This is a genomic window from Danxiaibacter flavus (assembly GCF_041060425.1).
Lineage (GTDB): Bacteria > Bacteroidota > Bacteroidia > Chitinophagales > Chitinophagaceae > Danxiaibacter > Danxiaibacter flavus.
Map to the genome: position 1 here is coordinate 330,739 of NZ_JAULBC010000008.1, position 21,974 is coordinate 352,712.

The following is a 21,974-nucleotide window of genomic DNA, read 5'->3' on the forward strand; positions in this document are numbered from 1 at the left end:
GCTTTATATGGAGTTCCCATACTTTCTTTTAAAATAAAAATAAAACGGTACTCCCGTTGCTGTTAATGCCAGTCCAAGCAAGCTGTTGATTACAGGTGCTCTGCCTGCGTTGTAATTGCTTACCTCATTGTATATCGTTACCACAAAATAAAAAGCGGAAAAGGCTACAAAAACAATTGGTACATAAGGATATCCCCATACTTTGTATGAGCGTTGAGCTTCCGGCATTTTATGACGCAGCACGATTACGCCGTAGCCCAAAAATCCGTAGAAGATCCATGCAATAAAAACAAACATATCCATCAACATATCAAATGATCCCGACAACACAAACAGGGAGGAAATAATACATTGTAACCACAGCGAGGTTACAGGTGTTTTGTAACGGGGATGAACCGTTGCTACACTTTTGAAAAGCCTGCCCTCTGTTGCCATGGCGTAATTCAGGCGAGCGCACGGAAGCACATTTCCATTCACTCCACCTATTGTTGAGATCATAACAAGAACAGCAATAAAACCTCCACCCATGAAACCTGCAGCTTTTTCGTACGCATCTGTAGCAACGTGCTGAGATAGCTTCATATCGTCAATCGGTAGCATATATAAATAAGCCTGGTTTGTAAAGATGTATGCGATAATGCAGATTGAAATGCCAATCAGCAAGCCTTTGGGTATATTCCTCGACGGGTTTTTTACTTCCCCCGCTGCATACCCGAGTACGATCCATCCGTCATATGCTGCCAGTGCGCCAGAGCAGGCTGCTATCATACCCGTGATGATCTCCCACCCGGAAAAATGCACTTCGGTTTTAGTTGTATAAAAATTGGATACATTTCCCTTGCCGGATAGAAAAATGCCTGTAACAAGAAATGTGATAGCCAGCAATTTTATAATTGTAAAGAACACTTGTACGTAGGCTCCAGCTTTAACACTTCTGATATTGATAACTGTAAGCAGAAGGATCAAAGCGATAGCAGATAATTTTACGCCAATGTTTTCCAGCCAGAAAAGTTTACCAATAAAGGGAATTGTTATGGCAAAAGAATGTTCGGTTGTTGCATCAAACCGGGGTAAATGAATAACGTAGTCTGAGTATTGTGCAAACAAAAACGCGATACCCGCAATCGACGCAGTGTTGATCACAATAAGTCCTGCCCAGCCAAATAAAAAGGAAAAAAAATCGCCGTACATATGCCTGAAGTAGACATACATCCCACCTGTCTCAGGAAACACAGAGCCGACTTCTGCATTGATCATTCCGCCGAAGATGCTTATAACACCCGTTATGAGCCATACCGCAAGAAGCAACAATGGCAGGTGAACCTGTGAAGCCATTATAGCAGGCTTCATAAAAATACTGCTGCCTATAATTGTGCCCGCAACCAGCGATATGCAGGACCATATTCCAAGCTTTCGTTCCAGTTGAGGCACAGTGTAATGTTTAGGTTAGATGAATTGCGCTATGAGTGAGTGAAAATGATGTGTTCCCTGTTCTCTTGTTGCCGAATAACGTCCGTGCTCGTAAAATCTTGATCTGATTCCTTTCTGAACATTCTCCACTACCTCCTCATCTTCATGCTCTACTGTGTCCAGCCCGCTTCCGGCGCCTGTTCCCAATTTGCTTTCATCATATACATAAGAGAGAAAAGATACTTTGCAGCTGCTTATTCCGGTGGGCTGCACGATGTTAAGGGAGAGTCCCCAGGGATAAAAATTAAACATCATGTTCGGGAATACCCAGAAATAATAAGCCGCAACTTCTTTTCCGTAATCCGGAGAAGTTTCAGGCAGTTCGAAACAGACATCGTCTTTTTTACCAATACCCAATTGCAGGTTGGAATACCGGAAAAGCTCCGTTGTATATTCCCCGAAATCAAGTACAGCATTCAGCCCCGAATGAACAAAAGGTATGTGAAACCCTTCCAGGTAGTTTTCACAATACAGGGCCCAATTGGCTTTTACATGATAGTCTTTTGAAAGATCGGCTCTAAAGACAAGCTTATCCATTGGCAGCCAGCTTACCCTTTCCATCATTTCGCGGAAAAGCTCAGCAGCGTCAATGCCGCTCCGTAAGCTTGTGAATAACAGTTTGCCCCACTTAAACAGCGGTAATGATGTAAGATTATCACAAGGTTCGGGAAAATTTTGAACCTCTTTGAATTCAGGCATAGAAAGAAAAGATCCATCCAGCAGGAATTGCCTTCCATGATATCTGCATCGCAACAGGTTAGCTTTTCCTGCTTCATAAGCTACAAGATTGCCGCGATGCGTGCAGACATTTGACAGGCAATGCATGTTGCCTTCTTTGTCTTTTGTGAGTACCAACGGTTCATCAAGATAGCCAGGAAGTAATGTAAAGGGGTGAATAGAGCCATGCTCGCCAATCATGCCTTCATCGCCGGCAAACTGCCACAACGGTGCGAAGATCTTTTCTTTAGCCTCCTCAAAATATTGCGGACCAGTATAGAATGTGGTGGACAACGTTTTTGCGCGGGTTATATCCGGATCTATATGGAAGCGCCTCATGAGCAATGTTTGTCTTGAAGATAGGCAGAAGATTTGGAGATTTGAAATTTGAGGATTTGAAATTTGAGATTTGAGATTTGAAATGATTCAGTTTGATTCGGTAGCCTTTGTGCAGGCAGCGTGATTGGTAAAATTTGAGATTTGAAGAAAAAAGGGTTACACAGAGAGCACAGAGAAGACACAGATGTGCACAGAGAGTGTGATTTGAAATTTGAGATTTGAAATTTTGGATCTGCGGTTCACTTGTCTCGTCCTGCTTTAAGTTTAATAACCAGATCTATTCGTGATTTTTGCACTGATCAACTTTGATAATCTCAAATCTCAAATTTCAAATCTCAAATCGGTCTACGCCACTTCTTCCACTTCAACCGGTGGTTGCAGTTTTGTAGCGACGCCGATCCTGTTCCATGCGTTGATGGTGACAATTGCCATGATGATCTCTGCAGTTGTTTGTTCGCCAAACAGTGCAATAGAGCGTTCATAAGCGTCATCACTTAATCCGTGTTGATGGATTAGTGTAATCTCTTCTGTCATCTGGAGCAGTAGCAATTCTTCTTCATTAAAGATATTTTCTGCTTCACGCCATGCGCTGATCAGGTATAACTTTTGTTCTGACATGCCTTTCTTCCTGGCATCTTTTGAATGCGAGTTTACACAATATGAACAACCATTGATCTGCGATGCACGGATCTTGATCAGTTCTTTGTATAAAGGGTCAATATTCACTTTTGCAGCTTCTTCATCCAGTGTAAACATTGCTTTATAGGCCGGTGGCTGAATTTTTCTTAGTGGAGTTCTTTGTTTCATCTTTTATTGGTTTTATTTATAGACTTTTGATTCGGTTTCGTTTAGTTTCATGTCTGCATCAGCTCTGTGCAACTCTATGTAATTGTATTTCTATTAACGTAAATAAGCTTCTTCCGTACAATCATTCAATACAAACTCGCGAATGGCTACGCCTATCTCATGCGGCGAATCCTCCTGGATATAATGAATTCCTGCTACAGTCACTTCCCGCTGGTTGGGCCATTTTCTGCAAAACTCCAGTGCTGAACCAGTAAGCAGCGCGCCAGGTTCTGCGGAAATCAACAGCTTCGGAAACTTACTTTCAGAAAGCCATTCCCCATACTCTTCAACTATCGTTACAATATTTCTCGGTTCTCCTTCTATGGGTAATTCACGGGGAAATACAAGCGCCGGCAGTCTATCTTTTTTATTTTTAAATGGTTCGCGGTAGGTATCCATTTCCTCCTTGCTTAATTGGCGGATAACACTTTTGGGTAACACCGTTTCTATAAAGAAATTCTGTTCAAAGATCATTTTTTCACCCTTGTCTGATCGCAGCATCCTGAAAATTGCGTCACGGCCGTTATGGAAATCTTTCCATAAGCGAGGCAGCACCAGCGCTTCCATGTAAGCAATTCCTTTTATCACTTCCTGGTTCCGGTAAGCATAATAAAAACCAAGCGCTGAACCCCAATCATGTAAAACCAATACAATGTTCTTGAGCCCTAATTGTCTAAACCATTCATCCAGGAATTTTGCATGCTCAGTGAAGGTGTAAGTGCCCGTGGGTGATTTGTCAGATCTGCCCATGCCGATCAGATCGGGTGCAAGACATCTGCGGTATTTACTCAGGTAGGGAATAATATTGCGCCATAAATAAGAAGACGTCGGATTGCCATGAAGAAAGACAACAGGCTCTCCTGCGCCCTCATCCACATAGCTCATCCGGCCGCCTCCAACATCTATCGTTTTGCGTCCGAAATTATCTTCAGCGCTAATCGGTTCCTCTATTTCTTCATCAATGAAAAACTGTTTAGTTGATGGTTTCATAGCATTAGCTGTTATTGTGATAACAAAGCTAGCTATGGTTTAAAAGCATGTCTATATCCATTTTGTAAAAAGCGATAAGACCATTTAAGCTTAAAGCCTAAAGCCCAAAGCCTAAAACTGTTGTACGTTGTAAGTTATACGTTGAAGCCTGAGGAAATGAACCACGAAGATACAAAGGGCACAAAGTGGCACGAAGATAGGTTGTTCTTTTCTAAAGCTTTGTGACCTTATACGCATTAGCGCTTTCCTTTAATTCTTTGTGCTCCTTAGTGCCCTTGGGTCTTTGTGGTTCAAAAAAAACTTTGTGCCCCTTTCTGTCTTAGTGTCTTCGTGGCAAAAAATCGTCGTGTTTCGTCCTGTCGCCCGTGCCTCCGTGGTTCAATAAGCTATTCTCAAAACACTCCTTTAGTTTTTCCACACCCATTTTCAATCTGTATTTTGTAAACGCCGCGAAGCCCAACGTTATAGCCGGCGGTATATTATGTTCTATTGTATATTCAGAAGGAAAAGAAACAAACAGCTTTTTCTTTTCTATTTCTTGTTTCAGTAACGCAAGATCTACTTTGTCCGAGATCCAGCATAACAAGTGCAGGCCAGATTGTCCATCTGATGGTGTCAGGTATTCACTCAATTGAGCCTTTAATAACCCAATTAAAATAGCAAGCCGTTCCGCATACAGCACACGCATTTTGCGGATGTGGCGCAAGAAATGCCCTTCTTCCATAAATGTGCATAGCATTAGCTGTTCCATAACAGGAGAACGTCTGTCAATCGTCTCTTTAAACGCGTTAAATTCTTTAACCATTTCTACGGATGGCAATACAAGATAAGCAAGCCTCAGCGCCGGGAACATCACTTTACTAAACGTTCCCATGTAAATAACGCGGCCGGCTTTATCCATTCCCTGAAGGCTTGGTAACGGGCGCGATTCATACCTGTATTCGCTGTCATAATCATCTTCCAGTATCCAGGTATCATTCTCTTCGGCCCATTGTAAGAGCTCTGTTCTTTTGTTCTGTGGCAACATGCATCCTAAAGGAAACTGGTGCGAGGGTGTTACGTAAGCAAGCCTGGCGCCTGGGAAATTTTTCTTTGCATAATCAATATCAATTCCATCCTGAGTTACAGGTACCGGGCATAGTTTTACGCCAGCGTACAGAAACGAGGAAACGGCACCAAAATAACCCGGATCTTCCATCCATACTTCATCACCCTTTTTAAGCAGAAAGCCGGCAACCATATTCATACCTTGCTGTGCACCTGTTACAATAACAACCTGGTCAGCTTCACATTGTACAGCACGCGATAAGCGGAGATAAGATGCTATTGCTTTGCGCAGCGGCCAATAACCGAGGGAGTCTCCATAACCGAGATTGTGCTTTTTCAAATCCTTCAACACTTTGTTGCCTGTTGTTTGCCAGGTTTTATAGGGAAAATAGTCGAGCGATGGAATGCCTAATTGAAAAGGTTCAATCTTCGTCTGCATCTCGCTTTGAGGCAAACTCACTACAGGTTTGTTTACTTCAGTTGCAGCTTTCTTCTTTGAGGTTGTTTGCCTGGCTCCAACATGCAATAGTTGGTCAGGAAGTGTATCTGCTACAAAAGTACCGGCACCAGTCTTGCCTGATAGATATCCCTCAATAATCAGTTGTTCGTACGCCTGGCTGACAATGACACGTGATGCGCCCAGTTCAGTTGCCAATGTTCTGCTTGCCGGAAGCCTGTCGCCGGAACGCAGACGTCCTTCAATGATCATTGTTCTAAGTTGATTGTAAAGCTGTAGATATAATGGATCCTCAGAGCTTTTCGAAAGCTTGATTCCGGCAAGGTGTATTTCAGGTGATTCTTTTGGCAAGGAGCGGGATATTTAAAATTTGAGATTATTGTTGCCCGGCTAAAAGCGTGGAATAGCCTTTAATTAACAACGGTGAGGCTAATCAGTCTGATTTTATTAAGAAGAGTAAGCTCAATTTATACAATCCCGAAGCCCGCCTGACCGGACGGGCAGGGGATTAGGTTAAACTTCGCTAAAATGATTTTCTCTATACGATATTATCACCCACGTCTGTTCACTAAAAAAACTGCATGCCGGGATCGGCTCTCTTCCTGTCTGTAACTCGTAATTTTGAAACATCGAAGATCTTAGATTCAATTTGTTCAAATTTTAGTCGGACAATAATGAATTGAAATTTGAGATCAGGTTGCATTTCATAATTGCTTCTGTTCTCCGGACAGGTCTTCTTTCAATGCTGACAAATTAGTCTGCTTGTGATTCGAATGCTAACCAAAATTGCCCATCTCAAATTTCAAATATTTTACAGTTTTTCCATTTCACCATTCACAAATTCCATCAGCGTTTTTATATGATCCGGAGAGAAATTGAATTTCAATCCCGCGGTTTCATACAATTGAGGTAATGTTTTAGTGCCGCCCAGGCTCAGTGCATTAATATAATTCTGTAATGCCTGTTGCGGGTGTTGCTGGTATTGCATCCAAAGGCCTATGGCGCCTAATTGTGCAATGCCATATTCAATGTAATAGAATGGCACTTCAAACAAATGTAACTGGCGCTGCCAACCTGTTTTACGGTATTCTTCCAGTCCGCTGAAATCAATGGTTGAAGCAGAAAATTCATTCAGGATCTCCATCCATTTATTTGTTCTTTCTTCAACTGTGTGTTGCGGATGTTCATACACCCAATGCTGGAATTTATCTATAGTGGCGATCCATGGGAAGATAGTGATCACCCTTTCCAGCTGATGTTCCTTAGCGCGTTTTAAATCTTCTTTATTGTTGAAGAAGGCATCCCAGTGATTCATGCTGAAAAGTTCCATAGCCATGCTTGCTACTTCAGCAATTTCCATTGGATATTCTTTAAATGCACTTAGTTCCAGGTGGTGCGATAAAAATGAGTGAATCGCGTGGCCTCCCTCATGCACCATGGTGGTAACGTCTCCCATCTGGCCTGCTGCATTCATAAAGATAAAAGGAGCGCCGCTTTCGGCTAACGGGCAGTTATAGCCACCCGGAGCTTTTCCTTTGCGGCTGTCCAGGTCAAAATGTTTCATCTCATCCATCTTACGCAAACAGTTTGCAAAGAATGGATTTAATTCATCGAAACATTTCTCAGTCTTGGATAATAATTCAGATCCTGTTTCAAATGGATGAAGCGGTTGAATGCCGTCCGGCTCTGCTTCGGTATCCCAGGGGCGAAGTGTATCAAGACCGAGTTTTTGCTGTTTTGCTTTATAGATCTTTTCAACCAGCGGAAGTACATGTTGTTTTACCGCTTCATGAAAAGCATAACAATCTTCTTTAGTGTAATCAAACCTTCCCAGTTCAATAAATTTATAATCACGATAATTGGCGAAACCGGCATTTTTAGCAACCTGGTCGCGCTTTTCAATCAACTGCGTATATAGATCGTGAAGTGATTGTTTATCCTGCAGTCTGCGTTCCTGGATCTTTCTGTAAACCTCTTCGCGCAAATTCCTGTCATGACTTTCCAAAAATTTGGAAGCCTGTTGCAGTGTGTATTCCTGTCCATTTACCTCAACCGTCATTTTGCCAGCGATAACGCCGTACTGCTGCTGCATTACAGCCAACTCGGCTTGTAGTGGAATGTTTGCTTCGCGAAAAAGATCTATGCTTTTTTTCACGCTGCGCAAATAGGTAAAATATTTATCCTTATCCAGATTATTGGTAAGCGGATTGTTGATGAGCTTTCTGTTTAGTTTATCTGCATAAGGTTGCAGGCGCGGCTGAATCTCCATGCAGAAATAGGTAAAAGCTTCTTCAAGGCTTTTATCTGTTGTATCACATGTCATGCGTATTTGTCTCCAGCACGCATCTTCGCTGATTACGGCTTCCGCTTCACTCAGGTCTTTCAGCCATTGTTCAAGGGATTTTTCATCCGTTATTTCGCGTTGCTCCAATTGTATAAAATAAGGTTCCAGTTCATCCCAGGTCGTTACTTTAAAATCCTCCGGTAGAAACTCTCTTTTTGCCTTTTTAATGTCTGCGCTTAATTGCATAACCAGGATCTTTTAATGGTGAGTGATGTAATTAACCGGCATATCCGCCGTATGTAAATAGCAGGTTTCTGCCTGCTCTAACGAAGAACGAGGCAGGAAAATACAAATAAATGCACTTCCGGCCTCGCCCATTTTGTTATTGAAACACAAAATCTCTTGCTGTCTTACGTGTCTTACACGTCTTACGGTCTATTCTTCTGTCTTTTTCTTCTTTGGCGCAGCTTTCTTCTTTGGCGCAGCTTCTGCAACTACAGCATCGCCATCTTCAGCTTTAGGTTCTGCTGCTTTTGCTTTCTTTTTTGCCGGCTTTGAAGCAGGTTCTTCTGCATCTTCTGTTGCTGCTTTTTTAGCTTTGGTGGCTTTTTTGGGTTCTTCTGCCACTTCTGCAGTTGTTTCTTCAGCTACCGGTTCTTCCACTTCTTCCTCAACTTCTTCGTCGCGCAGTTTTATCTCAACATCATTTTTCTTTAATACTGAAAACCACTTCACCATCTTCTTCATATCGCTAGGGTAAACCCGGTCAAAGTCCATGTCAGGATAAACTTCCTGGAAATATGCTTTAACAGCAGCCTGGTCTTTTTCGTTTGGCAGTGCCAGTGAGCTTTTACCCATAGCTGCAAACACATCTACCAGGTTTACATTTTCACGTATGGTATACACTTCTATGCTTTCCAGATGAGAGAAGCTATGAATTCGCGATGAAACGAACTTTGTGCTCTTATCTTCCAGTGAGCGAACGATGGCGCCATCATTTTTACTGCCAACCAATTCAAACAGCCCGCCCATACCGGTTACGGAAATAATTTTACTGTATTGCATATCAAAAAAACTTTTAAAGGAGGTGCAAGATATTCTAAAATCCCAACATGAAAACCTGAAAGTAAAAAAACTGGATACTTATTAATATTTCGAATTGTTTTCCACCCTTTTGCATTAAAATTAATTTTAATAAAATGACCTTTTTTATATATTTTTTTAAAAAAGTCGCTAGGGAATGGCCGTCAAAAAACTTAGCTTTGGTAAGACCGCATTACTAACTAAAATTTTCGACCTATGATAGTAGATGTAAAAGATATACAGGAAGGCTATGTAAAATCCGAAACACATAAACACGTTAGAACAATAGAATTTTTTCATCCGCAAAGCAACTCCCTTCCCGCCAAACTACTTTCTGATCTGGCTCATGAAATTACTTATGCAGGTAACGATAAAGATGTCCGTCTGATCATTTTAACCTCTGCAGGACAGAATTTTTGCGCCGGAGCATCATTTGACGAGTTGCTGAAAGTTACTAACGAAAAAGAAGGAACACAGTTTTTTAGTGGATTCGCCTATATAATAAATGCCATGCGTAAGTGTCCGAAATTTATTATAGCGCGCGTACATGGCCGGTGTGTGGGAGGTGGTGTGGGTGTAGCTGCAGCTGCAGACTATGCCATTGCTGTTGAAGGCGCCGATATAAGACTGAGCGAATTGTCCCTCGGAATAGTGCCTTTTGTTGTGGGCCCTGCAATAGAGCGGAAGATTGGTCTTTCTTCTTACAGCCAGCTTGCAATTGACTCAAGTATGTGGCGAAATGGCGACTGGGCAAGAAGAAAAGGGCTTTTTGCAGAACTGCATCCTTCCGTGGAAAGTATGGAGGAATCTATCGCAAGACTTTCTGATACTTTGGCAAATTATAGCGAAGAAGCTACTATCGAACTGAAAAAAATGTTGTGGCACGGTACTGAAAACTGGGACACGCTGCTCCTGGAACGTGCTGCTTTGACCGCAAAACTTGCACTTACGCCAAAAGCGAGGGAAGTAATAGCTGCTTTTAAGAACAAGACAAAGGTGAGTACACCGCACTAGAATCGATTTATATCATCCCAAACAATACGAAAGCCGCTATTATTGGCGGCTTTTATTTTCAGGTATAGTAAGTTTGATGCTTCTATACAACTAGTGAATAGTGAATGGTCAATGGTGAAGGTCCGGGCTGGTTAAGTAAATATATTGTCGTTTAAGTGTTACTATTATCCTGGGCAAAAGCTCTTATTTGCTCTTATATGCCTTCTATACAACTAGTGAATAGTGAATGGTCAATGGTGAAGGTCCGAACTGGTTAAGTAAATATATTGTCGTTTAAGTGTTACTATTATTCTGGGCAAAAGCTCTTATTTGCTCTTATATGGCTTATACGGTTTAAAAAACTTCGCTTCGGTCAGTTTTAGGCTTTAGGCTTTAAGCTTTATCAGTTGTTAACAAAGAAACGTTGGCGCGGCCGACACCTTACTTCTATGGAGATGAAACACCAAACATTTGACCACTCAAATTTTCATCAGATCTGTGATGAGCTCGCGCGGCAGGATAGCGATTTTAAGCGCGTTATTGAACAATACGGATATCCGCCGCTGTGGAATAGAAAACCGTCTTTCGCTACATTGATTCATATAATACTGGAGCAGCAGGTTTCGCTCGCTTCAGCAAAAGCCGCTTTTTTAAAATTGCAGGAAAAAATCGGCCACATCACTGCCGAAAAGCTTTTGCAACTTACCGACGAAGAATTGCGGGGCTGTTATTTCAGTCGCCAAAAAGCGGTCTATGCCCGGGCGCTGGCTACCGCGGTGATTAATAAAGAGATTATAATTGAGGAGCTGCATCTGCTCGCAGATGATGAAATAAGGATCTCGCTCAAAAAGATCAAGGGTATTGGAGACTGGACGGCAGATGTTTTCTTGATGATGGTGCTGAACCGTTGCGATTTTTTTGCTCCCGGCGATATTGCATTGATGAAAAGTGTTAGGGAAGTAAAACAACTGTCATCAGATGTTCTTAAAGATGAAATAATAGCACTGACTGAAAAATGGAAACCTTATCGTACCGTGGCATCTTATCTGCTTTGGCATGCTTATCTGAGTAAAAGGAATATTTCGCAATAGGAAGGACTTAAGTACGAAGTACGAGTTACGAAGTACCTGGGTGCAAAAGCGAAAGTGCTGTGGATGTAGTCCCTTTTTTTACTGCTACCGCGTTAGAGTGTAATAGTGTTCGAAAGAATATGTCCTGCATTTTCAAAATGTAGGACATATTCTTTCGAGCCAAAGCTCCTCGCACCTGTGCATAACTAAGTCATGTTTCTATCCGTCATTCTATATTATCTTCGCAGCCTGAAAATCAAACGAGATCAACCCCGCTACCCATTTCCAACTTTTAATGTGAGTTATTCGATAGCGATATGATTGTTAATCTGGATGTTAGTTCAAAGTTTATGAGCAAGTTTAATTCAATCCTTATCCTGTGCTGTGTGCATATTCTTTTACCTGTTCTTCTTGTTGCCAGGGACGTAAAAAATATCGGAATCCCTTACATTCAAAATTATACAAAGGACTTGTACAGGTCCGGCAATCAAAACTGGTCAGTGTCAAAAGATGAGCGTGGGGTGATGTATTATGGTAATAATGATGGCCTGCTGACATTTGACGGCAGACACTGGCAACTCTATTCAATGCCGAACAAGTCAATAGTTCGTGCCGTTGCTTGTAGTAGAGGTAAAGTATTTGTAGGAGGTTTCGGAGAGTTTGGCTATTGGTCATATGATCAAAAAGGATTGTTTAAATACACTTCACTTGCCCATCTGGTTCCGGGCGGATTATTGTCAAGAGATGAAATATGGAAGATTTATATAGATGGTAACAGGGTTGTTTGTCAGTCATTCGGACGAATGTACGCATATGAAAACGGTAAAATTTCTATTATTGATGCCCACCGTCCACTGTTGTTCTCGCACAAAGTAAACGACAGGATTTTTGTAGAGATATTATCAGGCGGATTATTTGAACTGAAGAAAAATGAACTTCACTTTGTTGAAGGCTCTCAAAGCCTGGGACAAACAGGTATCTATTCAATCCTTCCGTTCAGAAATAATCAGTTCCTTATTGCAACAGCTAAAAATGGACTTTTCATTTATGATGGTAAACAGTTTGTGCGATGGAATACCCAGGCTGACGGCTTTTTAAGATCCAACCAGGTAAACAATGGCCTGGTAATGTTTGACAAATATTATATATACGGAACTATATTGGATGGGATAGTGATTTTAAATGATTCAGGGAAAATTATCCAACACATCAATAAGTCGAGTGGCCTGCAAAACAATACTGTACTTAGCCTGTTTGCTGACAACGAGGAAAACCTGTGGCTCGGGCTGGATAATGGGATTGACAGGGTAGAATTAAACTCTCCTTTATACTACTATTTTGATAAGGCCGGTGTATTCGGAACCGTTTATACAAGCCTTGTGTACGACAACAAAATTTATCTGGGCACCAACCAGGGACTGTTCAGCAGCAGCTGGAACGGTGGAGGTCAAAACGCATTTCAGCCATTCAATTTTAAGCTGGTCCCCAACTCCCAGGGACAGATCTGGAACTTATCTGTTATTGATAATCAATTGATATGTGGGCAGAACGACAAGACCTTTCTTGTAAAAAATGACCAGTTGACCAAGATCTCGGAAAGTGGCGGCGGCTGGACAATCAAGCCACTGAACAGCAATCCCGGCCTGCTGATCCAGGGGATGTATACCGGTCTTGCCATTTACAGAAAAGATGCGTCAGGCAGATGGACTTTTGCGCACAAGGTGACAGGATTTAGTGAGCCTGCCCGGTATGTGGAGCAGGACGCCAAGGGGAACATCTGGGTAGGACATCCTTACAAGGGTCTTTACCGTCTTACATTAACGGATGATGCTACATCTGTCAGTTCCCTTAAATACTACGACGGACAAAACGGCCTGCCGCAAAATCTGCATGTGAACGTGTTGCAGTTTAACAACCAGGTGGTTTTTTCATCAGAAAAAGGGGTTTATGTATATGAAGAAATAAGCGACAAATTTGGGCCATATGATCAGCTAAACAAACTGCTGGGATCTTTCGCTACCGCAAATAATATCATCCCGGCAGGCGACAAGCAGTATTGGTTTATCAATAAAGGAAGAACTGCGTTAGCCGATTTTTCACAAACTGACCATTTTTCGATTGATTCCGTCAGGTTTGGTGCCCTTACCGGCAAAATGGTCGCCTCTTATGAAAATATTAATAAAATTGACACTTCGTTGTTTCTTATTAGCGTTGACGATGGTTTTGCCATTTTTAGCTCGGAAAATATCGAAAGCAACGAGCAACCGTTGCCATCTGTGTTGATCAGGCAGATTAATAACACCACTGACTCCAGCTTTGCATTGGCTGAGTCAGATCTGGCTACTTCGGTTATTGAGATCCCATACGATCAACACAATCTGTCCCTTTTCTATGCTTTGCCGTATTATCACCAGGCAAATGTTCAATACCAATACTTTCTCGAAGGATATTCAAGGCAGTGGTCGCCCTGGGAAAGCCAAAGCCGTAAAGACTTCACCAATCTTCCGCAGGGTAAATACCGTTTCCTGGTTAAGGCAAGGATAAACGGAGGGGCGCCGACAAGCGCGTCTGTCTATGAATTTATCGTTCTGCCACCCTGGTATGCAACCACCTGGGCGTACATTTTTTACTTTATTGTCTTTGTTGTTGCTGCCTTCGCCGCCCGTCGCTGGTATAAGTTCCGGTTACTAAAACACCGGAAAGAAATTGAAGAGAAAGCTGAGCAGGAGAAAGAAGAATTCCGCAAAAAGGAAAAATTGGCTAGTGAACAACGGATTTCCTTGCTAAAAACACAGCAGTTGGAGGCTGATCTGGCAAACAAAAAAAGAGAACTGGCCACTTCTGCCATGAACATCGTGTACAAAAACGAATTATTGCAGAAGATCAACGATGAATTGTTGGGGTTAAAGGACAAGGATGGAAAAACACTGCCCGGCCATCAGCTACGAAAAATACAGGAGGTGATAGAAGACGGTATGTCAGACGAGCGCGACTGGCAACTTTTTGAAAACAGTTTTGACGAAGTACACCAGGATTTTTTCCGGAAGCTAAAAACTACCTATCCTGATCTGTCCCTGAATGACCTTAAACTTTGTGCTTACCTCCGCATGAATATGAGCAGTAAGGAACTTGTGTCCATTTTAAATATTACGCTCCGGGGGGTTGAAATTCGCCGTTACAGGCTGCGAAAAAAGCTCAATTTAGAGCACGATCAGAACCTGGTGGAGTTTCTAATGGCTGTTTAGCACTACATCATTACCTCTCATCCTTAAAATCCGGCCTTTCTTATTTTTTTAAATTTTTATTTGTATAAGGTTAAAATTCAACAGTTTAATTAAAAGTATTTCCAAAACTCATGATTTCTGACATGTGTGTGGAGATGTAGAGGTGCTTTTTTTGTTATTGCATGCACTTACCAGCAAATTGCCAGCTGTTAAATTTTATGCAATAACCAAAAAATTGCCATTATGAATCGACTACTAGTCTTTATTATGACGGTGTGTTTCTGTTTTTCCAACCTCATCAGGGCACACGCACAACAAAATACCATCACCGGAACAGTTAAAAATGGAGCCAGTGGCGATGCGCTCGCCGGAGTGAATGTATTGGTAAAAGGTACCCAATCCGGAACCCAAACGGATGATAAAGGGGAGTTTAGTATTAAGGTAAAAAATGAAAATACCACCCTGGTGTTTTCATATGTAGGGTACAAAAGCCAGGAAGTTAAGGTAGGCAATCAGAATGTAATCAACGTAAATCTGGAACTTGAGGTCGCTATCCTGGACCAGGTAGTTGTTGTAGGATATGGCACCCAAAAATCCAAAGACCTCACAGCGCCGGTTGTTACAATAAAAAATGAAGAAATTACCAAACAACCGGTTTCAAATGCATTGAATGCCCTGCAAGGAAAAGTGGCGGGTGTAATGATCAGCACAGATGGAAAACCCGGCGGCGCTCCCACGATGTTGATCCGCGGTGTCGGCTCTGTCAGAGGCGCTGTTAGTCCGCTTTATATAGTGGACGAGGTGTTTATGGATGATGTAAGCTCAATCTCTCCGAGTGACATCGAATCTGTTACGATCTTAAAAGACGCATCTTCCTGTGCCATATATGGTGTAAGGGCGGCCAACGGCGTGGTGATCATCACGACCAAAAAAGGCACGAAAAATCGTCCGGCAAAAGTTTCTTATAATGGATATGTAGGCGTTCAGTCAATAACCAACAAAATGCCGCTGGTCGGTTCAAAGCAATATGTTCAGCTCATTAATGAGAAAATGTACTCAGCTTTTTTGAGGGATACTTCAAAAGGCACTTATTCTCCATTTGATCCTGCAAATTACCCAACAAGCACAAACTGGTATGACGAGTTATTGCGTAATGGCTTTATGCAAAATCACGACCTGAGCGTAACCGGAGGTTCTGAAAAATCCGCTTATTATTTTGGTGTAGGCTTGTTTACACAGGATGGACTGGTAAAAAAGAACGATTATACCAGGTTTTCTTTGAGAGGGTCTCATGACATTACAATCAATAAATATGTAAAAACCGGGTACAGTCTTACGCTGAGCACGTGGCAGGAAAATGCACCAGCAGATGTATTGACAAGAATTCACATCATTCCACCTGTATTTGCACCAAAAGACGCCCAGGGCAACTTTACGAATCCGCTGGAGTCAGGATTTGGGATTTTCGCAAATCCATCAGCGGTTATTGAATACAATAATTCGTTGAACAAGAATATAAGAGGGCTAATGAATTTGTACCTGGAAGTAAAGCCGATAAGGAACTTAACGCTCAAAACATCTTTCACTCCTGATTTTAAAACGACAAATAGCTCTATTTATGTTCCCAAATACTGGGTATCCAGTGCTCAGTATGACACAGTGGCTCACTTAACCAAAGAGTCCAATTACAATTTAAACTATGTATGGGACAATACAGCTACATACGAAACCCGCATTGAGGAACACAGAATAAAAGCAATGGTGGGCTTCTCCGCTGTACATAACTCCGGAGAATTGTTGCGTGCCGTTGGAACTGGCGTGCCTGATTTTACGGATGCAACACATTATATTGATCTTGGTGACAAGACTGGCTATTCCGTTGTTAACTATCCTTATGATAAAATAAGTGCGTTGTCTTATTTCGGACGGGTGCAATACTCATTTAAAGAACGCTATTTGGCAACTGCTACTTTGCGCAGAGACGGATCTTCCAAATTTCCTTCTGACAGCCGCTGGGGTACATTCCCTTCTGTTGGTCTGGGTTGGATAATAAGCGATGAGTCGTTCATGAAAAAGGTAAGAGGTATTGATTTCTTAAAAGCACGTGCAAGCTGGGGTAAGTTGGGTAATGACAAAATACCTCAGAATGCATACACTTTAACAGCCAATACTGACGCAAGATATTCTGCTATTTTCGGACCTTATGGTTCTAACGTTGTATCGCCCGGCGCCAATATCACTACCGCAGTTCAGCCAAGACTGAAATGGGAAATAGTTGAAGAGTCCGACGCCGGAGTTGAAGCCGCATTTTTGAGAAGCAGGTTAAACGTAACTGCGGACTATTATCACAGACTTACAAGAAATGCAATTTTTGATGTTACCCTGATCGGTAGCTCCGGAGCTTCAGGTACCGTACTTGATAACAACGCTGATATATTGAACCAGGGTTTTGAGTTTACCGCAAGCTGGGCCGATAACATTTCAAATAAATTCAGCTACAGAATTGGAGCTAATCTCACCACTATTAATAATAGAGTTCAAAAATTGAAAAATGGAACCTTGCCAATTAATGATGGTGATGTGGTGAACGGAAACCTGGCCACTTACACGCAGCAGGGCCACCCGATCGGAGAATTCTGGGTTTACCAGGTAGACGGTATTTTCCAGAATTTCAATGATGTTCACGCATATAAAAATGACAAGGGCGTAGAATACATGCCAAATGCTGTTCCTGGTGATTTTAAATACAAAGACATAAATGGAGATGGCGTTATTGACAGAAAAGACCGCGTAACTGTTGGTAGTTATATTCCAAAAATTACCTATGGATTTAATATCGGTATTAACTACAATTCTTTTGATCTGTCTGCCGACTTCCAGGGTGTTGCAGGAAATAAGATCTATAATAAAAAGCGTGCGAACAGGTTTGGTAATGAAAGCTACGATGCTGATTTCTACAATCACAGCTGGCATGGCGAAGGAACATCAAATACTTACCCCAATGCAGATATCAGTGGTGGCTTAAATGCATATCCAAATACATTCTTTGTAGAATCCGGAAGCTATTTCCGTATTCGTAACATTCAGTTGGGATATACTATGCCAAATGCGTTAACAAAGAAGATAGGTATTGAAAGGCTGAGATTCTTTGTAACATCTCAAAATCCATTCACATACTTTAAATACAACGGCGTGTCTCCGGAGATTACCGGCGGTACTGCTACAACAATGGGTATAGACAACGGTGTGTATCCGCTTTCCCGCACAACAACTTTCGGTGTAAATGTTAACTTCTAAATAGTGGACAATGAAAAAATATTCAAGTTTATTAATTCTGATAGCAGGCATATTTATCACGTCTTGCAAAAAATATCTGGACTTTCCTCCTGAAGGAAAAGTTCCGGCAACCAATTTCTTTCAAACTCCTGATGATGCGGCAAAGGCCATGACTTCTATGTATGGTAATTTGCGTACATGGGACATGTATGGCGGGTTTAATTACCTGTTGGTAAATGAACTGCCTTCTGATGATATCATTAAAGGAAGCGAACCTGGTGATGGTGGTGCTAATAACATGTATCATTCATTCCAGTTTCAAAAGACCGAAGGAACATTCAATAGTTACTGGAACACAAGATACCAGCAGATCAATTTAAGTAACCAGGTTCTTTCCAATGTGCCGGGTATCAATATGGACCAAACACTTAAGAATCGCTACTTCGCTGAGGCTAAGTTTTTAAGGGCATTCTCTTATTTTGATTTGCTGCGTGCGTTTGGTGGCGTTCCCATTGTAGATAAAGTTCCGGTTGGGCCAGAAGGCATGTTACGCAAAACTTCGGACGAAACATATGACTTTATTGAAAAGGATTTGAAAGATGCAATAGCTGTATTGCCGTCTGACCTGCCTCCTGCTGAATTGGGCCGTGCAACAAAATGGGCTGCTGAATTTTTATTGGCTAAGGTCTATTTGTACCGTCAAAAATATAACGAATGTAAAACGCTTACGGATGAAATCATATCCAGCAACAAGTTCTCTTTGTATGGCGACTTTTACAAATTGTTCCGCCCGGAACAGGAGTTTTGTTCAGAATCAATTTTTGAAGTAGTAAGCACTTATCTCAACGAGAACAGCGGTATTTCCAGTTGCCAGTACGCTCAGATCAGAGGCGTTAGAGGCAGCGGTACTGAAAGCTGGGGCTGGGGTTGGGGCACTCCAAGCGATAACCTGGTTAAGGCCTTTGATAATGCAGGTGATGTTGTGAGAAAAAAAGTGACCATTTTAACAAGAGGTGATATTACTCCGGATGGTGATCTCGTTGCAGGAATCCAGGTTATGGATGGCGCATCCGAGCCACGCTACAATGGTAAGGCGTACGTTCCTACACGTATTGCGCAGGGCAAGAGCGGTGGCACTCAAAACAGTGACCAGAATATCCGTTTGATGAGATATGCTGAAGTACTGCTTATGAACGCTGAGGCTGCTGTTAGAACAGGTGGCAATGGCGCTGCATCGTTGAATCTCGTTCGTAGAAGAGCCGGCCTTTCTGACATTACTTCACCAACACTTTTACAAATTCTGGAAGAAAGGCATCTTGAGCTTGCCGGTGAAGGAGACCGCTTTTGGGATTTAGTTCGTACCGGTCGCGCAGCCGAGGTTCTTGGCCCGCAGGGATTTGTTGCCGGAAAGAATGAATTGTTCCCTATTCCGGATTTGCAGGTTCAATTATCCGGAGGACAGCTGACTCAAAATCCGGGTTGGTAAAATTGCTAATACTCAAATTAAAACAATGAAAATAATTAATAACATATTGAAGGCAAGTTGCCCGTTAACATTGTTGCTAATGCTTGCAGCGTGCCAGAAGGAAGGAGTTGTTGACAGAACTTCCTATGCTCCGGATCACAAAATAAATATGCCGGACGAACAAGTGTATGACGTTGTAAATGCTGATCATCAGGTGGCTTACTGGAATTTTAATAACAGTATCAAAGAACTGGTTGGAAACAGAACTGCAACAATTTCAAAAATGGACTATGGTGTAGATCGTAAAGGATTTAAATCATCTTCTTTTAGCGGCAACGGTAAAGATATCTGGTTTACAGTGCCGGCCGATGATAAATTGAAATCCGGCAGTGTTACCGTTTCTGTTTGGGTTAAGCCCCAACTCAATACGAGCGGTACCGGCTTTATAGTATCCCTTACTCAAAAAGATACATGGGCCAATGGCTATACCCTTTTTATGGACGCCGCCGCAACAAATTACAGGTTTAAGGCCACGGACTATCATCAAATGACAGCAGGAGGTCTTGGAAATAACTGGTTTGATAAATCAGGTGGGTATCCGGATGATGGTTGGTTTCATCTGGTTTACATGTGGGATGCTGTCACCAGTACACAAACAGTGTATGTTAACGGCTCAGAGTTTAACAAATCGGTTGCGTCTGCTACTGCTCCCCGTGGTCCGCTGGTATACAGTGACGGCACTGCGAACGCAGAAGTATTGTATGTTGGCAAGAACGGAGGAACGGATGGATGGATCAGCCCCTTCAATGGCTTGATGGATGATTTGCGTGTGTACGATGTAGCATTGACTCCCACTGAGGTTGCGCAGATTTACAATAATGAGAAAATTAAGTAGTTGTAAAAACTGCTGATTTAGTTAAACAAAGGAGATGGGTAATACTCCTGTCTCCTTTGTTCTTAACGATTGATTTAAAACAGACATTGTGAAAAAGAATCATTTATTACTTATAGCTGCCATAACGTGTGTATTGCATTCTTGCTCAAAGAAGGATGAAACACCTACGCCGCCGGCACCTGTTCCTTCATCTTTCAGCTGTTCTGATATTACTATAAATGGCAGTCAGTCGTTTAACGGAAAAAACTATTTTGATGTAGGCAGGCAACCTTCTCTCAGGTTTAAATTTGGTGCCCCCCTGGAACGGTCATCTGTTGCAGACAATATTGTTCTTTTGGGTGCAACAGCCAATGTCATTAATTGTTCAACAAGTTTCGAAGATGACGACAGTGTAGTCGTATTGAAGCCGTCTTCCACCTTAACAGCGCTGTCTCAATTTAAAGTGTCGGCGTATACAAGCCTCACATCGAAATCCGGCGGAAAATTGAATAATGCCATATCACTTTCTTTCGTGTCTTCTATCGACTCAACGGATAAATTTCCCAGAATTTCAGATAACGAACTGCTTGACCTTATTCAACAAAAGACTTTTAAATATTTCTGGGACCTGGGCCATCCGGTTAGTGGCCTTGCAAGGGAGCGTAATTCATCTGGCGATTTAGTTACAACCGGTGGATCCGGCTTTGGGATAATGGCATTGGTTGCAATGGTTGACCGGGGCTTCAAGACACGTGCGGAAGGATTGCAACGAATGAAAACCATTGTTTCGTTTTTACAAACAGCAGACAATTTTCATGGCGCATTTCCTCATTGGCTCGATGGCAACACAGGAAAAGTAATTCCTTTTAGTGCAAATGATAATGGTGCCGATTTAGTAGAAACGTCTTTTCTGATGCAAGGTCTTTTAACAGCCCGCCAATACTTTAACCAGGCAGTGCCGGATGAAGTGGCTTTACGCCAGGATATAGATAGCTTGTGGAGGCGAGTTGAATGGTCATGGTTTCAAAATGGCACAAACAGTTTATACTGGCATTGGAGCCCGGATAAGCAATGGGTAATGAATATGCCGGTCTCAGGATGGAATGAGGCATTGATCACCTATATTCTTGCAGCTTCATCACCAACTCACCCTATTCAAAAAGCGGTGTATGATCAGGGATGGGCAAAGAATGGAAATATCAGGAACGGTAGTAGCTATTATGGAATTCCTTTACCGTTGGGTGATGCATTCGGTGGCCCGCTGTTCTTTTCTCATTATTCTTTTTTAGGTCTGAATCCAACGGGTCTGAAAGATGCATATGCGGATAATTATTTCGTACAAAATAAAAATCATACATTAATCAACTACAATTACTGTAAGATCAATGCCCGTGGCTTTTTTGGTTATAGCGATGCGTGTTGGGGATTAACAGCCAGTGATATTCCTAACGGTTACACGGCGAGTTCTCCTTCTAATGATGTAGGTGTCATTGCTCCGACTGCAGCAATTTCTTCTTTGCCTTACACCCCCGAAGAGTCAATGCGTGCGATCAGATTTTTCTATTACAAACTGGGCGACAAACTCTGGGGTGACTATGGCTTTAAAGATGCATTTAGCTTAAAGGATTTGTGGTTTGCAGATTCATTCCTCGCTATAGATCAGGGACCGCAAATTGTGATGATAGAAAACTACCGTTCAAAATTATTATGGAATTTATTTATGAGCAGTCCGGAAGTTAAAACCGGATTGACGAAACTTGGCTTTTCCGGTTTTTAAAATAACAATTGATTGGTGCACATTTTTTGGCGGCATATATTCCACCGATTGCAGAATGCTGC

At 42.1% G+C, this 21,974-nt stretch carries 14 protein-coding genes; 7 read left to right on the forward strand and 7 right to left on the reverse strand.

Features of this window, described 5'->3' with window-relative positions; genetic code table 11:
- Positions 1-3 precede the first annotated feature (3 nt).
- The 7 genes from QTN47_RS22995 to QTN47_RS23025 all read right to left on the reverse strand — a co-directional run bounded on the left by QTN47_RS22995 (position 4) and on the right by QTN47_RS23025 (position 9,215).
- Complete coding sequence (locus QTN47_RS22995; RefSeq protein ID WP_369331785.1) at positions 4-1,431, reverse strand: amino acid permease; 1,428 nt, start codon at positions 1,429-1,431, stop codon at positions 4-6.
- Positions 1,432-1,446: 15 nt separating this feature from the next.
- Entirely contained in the window at positions 1,447-2,526 is a 1,080-nt protein-coding gene (locus QTN47_RS23000) for an aromatic ring-hydroxylating oxygenase subunit alpha (RefSeq protein ID WP_369331786.1), read from the reverse strand.
- A 345-nt stretch (positions 2,527-2,871) separates the two neighbouring features.
- Positions 2,872-3,333, reverse strand: a complete 462-nt coding sequence (locus QTN47_RS23005; RefSeq protein WP_369331787.1) for a carboxymuconolactone decarboxylase family protein — start codon at positions 3,331-3,333, stop codon at positions 2,872-2,874.
- A 93-nt stretch (positions 3,334-3,426) separates the two neighbouring features.
- Positions 3,427-4,362, reverse strand: a complete 936-nt coding sequence (locus QTN47_RS23010) for a haloalkane dehalogenase (RefSeq protein WP_369331788.1) — start codon at positions 4,360-4,362, stop codon at positions 3,427-3,429.
- Between the two features lie 319 nt (positions 4,363-4,681).
- A complete protein-coding gene (gene pdxR / locus QTN47_RS23015; protein WP_369331789.1) occupies positions 4,682-6,217 on the reverse strand; it encodes a MocR-like pyridoxine biosynthesis transcription factor PdxR in 1,536 nt (511 codons plus the stop codon).
- Between the two features lie 460 nt (positions 6,218-6,677).
- Positions 6,678-8,396 (reverse strand): M3 family oligoendopeptidase, encoded by a 1,719-nt coding sequence (locus QTN47_RS23020; protein ID WP_369331790.1) that lies wholly within the window; start codon positions 8,394-8,396, stop codon positions 6,678-6,680.
- A gap of 189 nt (positions 8,397-8,585) precedes the next feature.
- On the reverse strand, positions 8,586-9,215 hold the full coding sequence (locus tag QTN47_RS23025) for a DUF5606 family protein (RefSeq protein ID WP_369331791.1): 630 nt from the start codon (positions 9,213-9,215) through the stop codon (positions 8,586-8,588).
- Between the two features lie 234 nt (positions 9,216-9,449).
- Here QTN47_RS23025 and QTN47_RS23030 point away from each other — a divergent pair, with 234 nt between their 5' ends.
- The 7 genes from QTN47_RS23030 (at position 9,450) to QTN47_RS23060 (ending at position 21,912) form a co-directional block, all read left to right on the forward strand.
- Positions 9,450-10,247, forward strand: a complete 798-nt coding sequence (locus QTN47_RS23030) for an enoyl-CoA hydratase/isomerase family protein (protein ID WP_369331792.1) — start codon at positions 9,450-9,452, stop codon at positions 10,245-10,247.
- Between the two features lie 434 nt (positions 10,248-10,681).
- Positions 10,682-11,317 (forward strand): DNA-3-methyladenine glycosylase family protein, encoded by a 636-nt coding sequence (locus QTN47_RS23035; protein ID WP_369331793.1) that lies wholly within the window; start codon positions 10,682-10,684, stop codon positions 11,315-11,317.
- Between the two features lie 329 nt (positions 11,318-11,646).
- The gene (locus QTN47_RS23040) at positions 11,647-14,541 is read left to right on the forward strand and encodes a ligand-binding sensor domain-containing protein (RefSeq protein ID WP_369331794.1); all 2,895 of its coding nucleotides are present in this window, start codon (positions 11,647-11,649) and stop codon (positions 14,539-14,541) included.
- 222 nt (positions 14,542-14,763) lie between these two features.
- A complete protein-coding gene (locus QTN47_RS23045) occupies positions 14,764-17,817 on the forward strand; it encodes a SusC/RagA family TonB-linked outer membrane protein (protein WP_369331795.1) in 3,054 nt (1,017 codons plus the stop codon).
- A 10-nt stretch (positions 17,818-17,827) separates the two neighbouring features.
- Positions 17,828-19,282, forward strand: coding sequence for a RagB/SusD family nutrient uptake outer membrane protein (locus tag QTN47_RS23050; protein WP_369331796.1), 1,455 nt, complete (start codon positions 17,828-17,830; stop codon positions 19,280-19,282).
- A gap of 25 nt (positions 19,283-19,307) precedes the next feature.
- On the forward strand, positions 19,308-20,156 hold the full coding sequence (locus QTN47_RS23055) for a LamG domain-containing protein (protein WP_369331797.1): 849 nt from the start codon (positions 19,308-19,310) through the stop codon (positions 20,154-20,156).
- Between the two features lie 88 nt (positions 20,157-20,244).
- The gene (locus tag QTN47_RS23060) at positions 20,245-21,912 is read left to right on the forward strand and encodes a glucoamylase family protein (RefSeq protein WP_369331798.1); all 1,668 of its coding nucleotides are present in this window, start codon (positions 20,245-20,247) and stop codon (positions 21,910-21,912) included.
- Positions 21,913-21,974 lie beyond the last annotated feature (62 nt).

Excerpts from the sequence above, each read along its gene's own strand:
- QTN47_RS23000 (WP_369331786.1), bottom strand. The coding sequence starts at position 2,526 with ATGAGGCGCTTCCATATAGATCCGGATATAACCCGCGCAAAAACGTTG.
- QTN47_RS23005 (WP_369331787.1), bottom strand. The coding sequence starts at position 3,333 with ATGAAACAAAGAACTCCACTAAGAAAAATTCAGCCACCGGCCTATAAA.
- QTN47_RS23010 (WP_369331788.1), bottom strand. The coding sequence starts at position 4,362 with ATGAAACCATCAACTAAACAGTTTTTCATTGATGAAGAAATAGAGGAA.
- QTN47_RS23020 (WP_369331790.1), bottom strand. The coding sequence starts at position 8,396 with ATGCAATTAAGCGCAGACATTAAAAAGGCAAAAAGAGAGTTTCTACCG.
- QTN47_RS23025 (WP_369331791.1), bottom strand. The coding sequence starts at position 9,215 with ATGCAATACAGTAAAATTATTTCCGTAACCGGTATGGGCGGGCTGTTT.
- QTN47_RS23030 (WP_369331792.1), top strand. The coding sequence starts at position 9,450 with ATGATAGTAGATGTAAAAGATATACAGGAAGGCTATGTAAAATCCGAA.
- QTN47_RS23035 (WP_369331793.1), top strand. The coding sequence starts at position 10,682 with ATGAAACACCAAACATTTGACCACTCAAATTTTCATCAGATCTGTGAT.
- QTN47_RS23040 (WP_369331794.1), top strand. The coding sequence starts at position 11,647 with ATGAGCAAGTTTAATTCAATCCTTATCCTGTGCTGTGTGCATATTCTT.
- QTN47_RS23045 (WP_369331795.1), top strand. The coding sequence starts at position 14,764 with ATGAATCGACTACTAGTCTTTATTATGACGGTGTGTTTCTGTTTTTCC.
- QTN47_RS23050 (WP_369331796.1), top strand. The coding sequence starts at position 17,828 with ATGAAAAAATATTCAAGTTTATTAATTCTGATAGCAGGCATATTTATC.
- QTN47_RS23055 (WP_369331797.1), top strand. The coding sequence starts at position 19,308 with ATGAAAATAATTAATAACATATTGAAGGCAAGTTGCCCGTTAACATTG.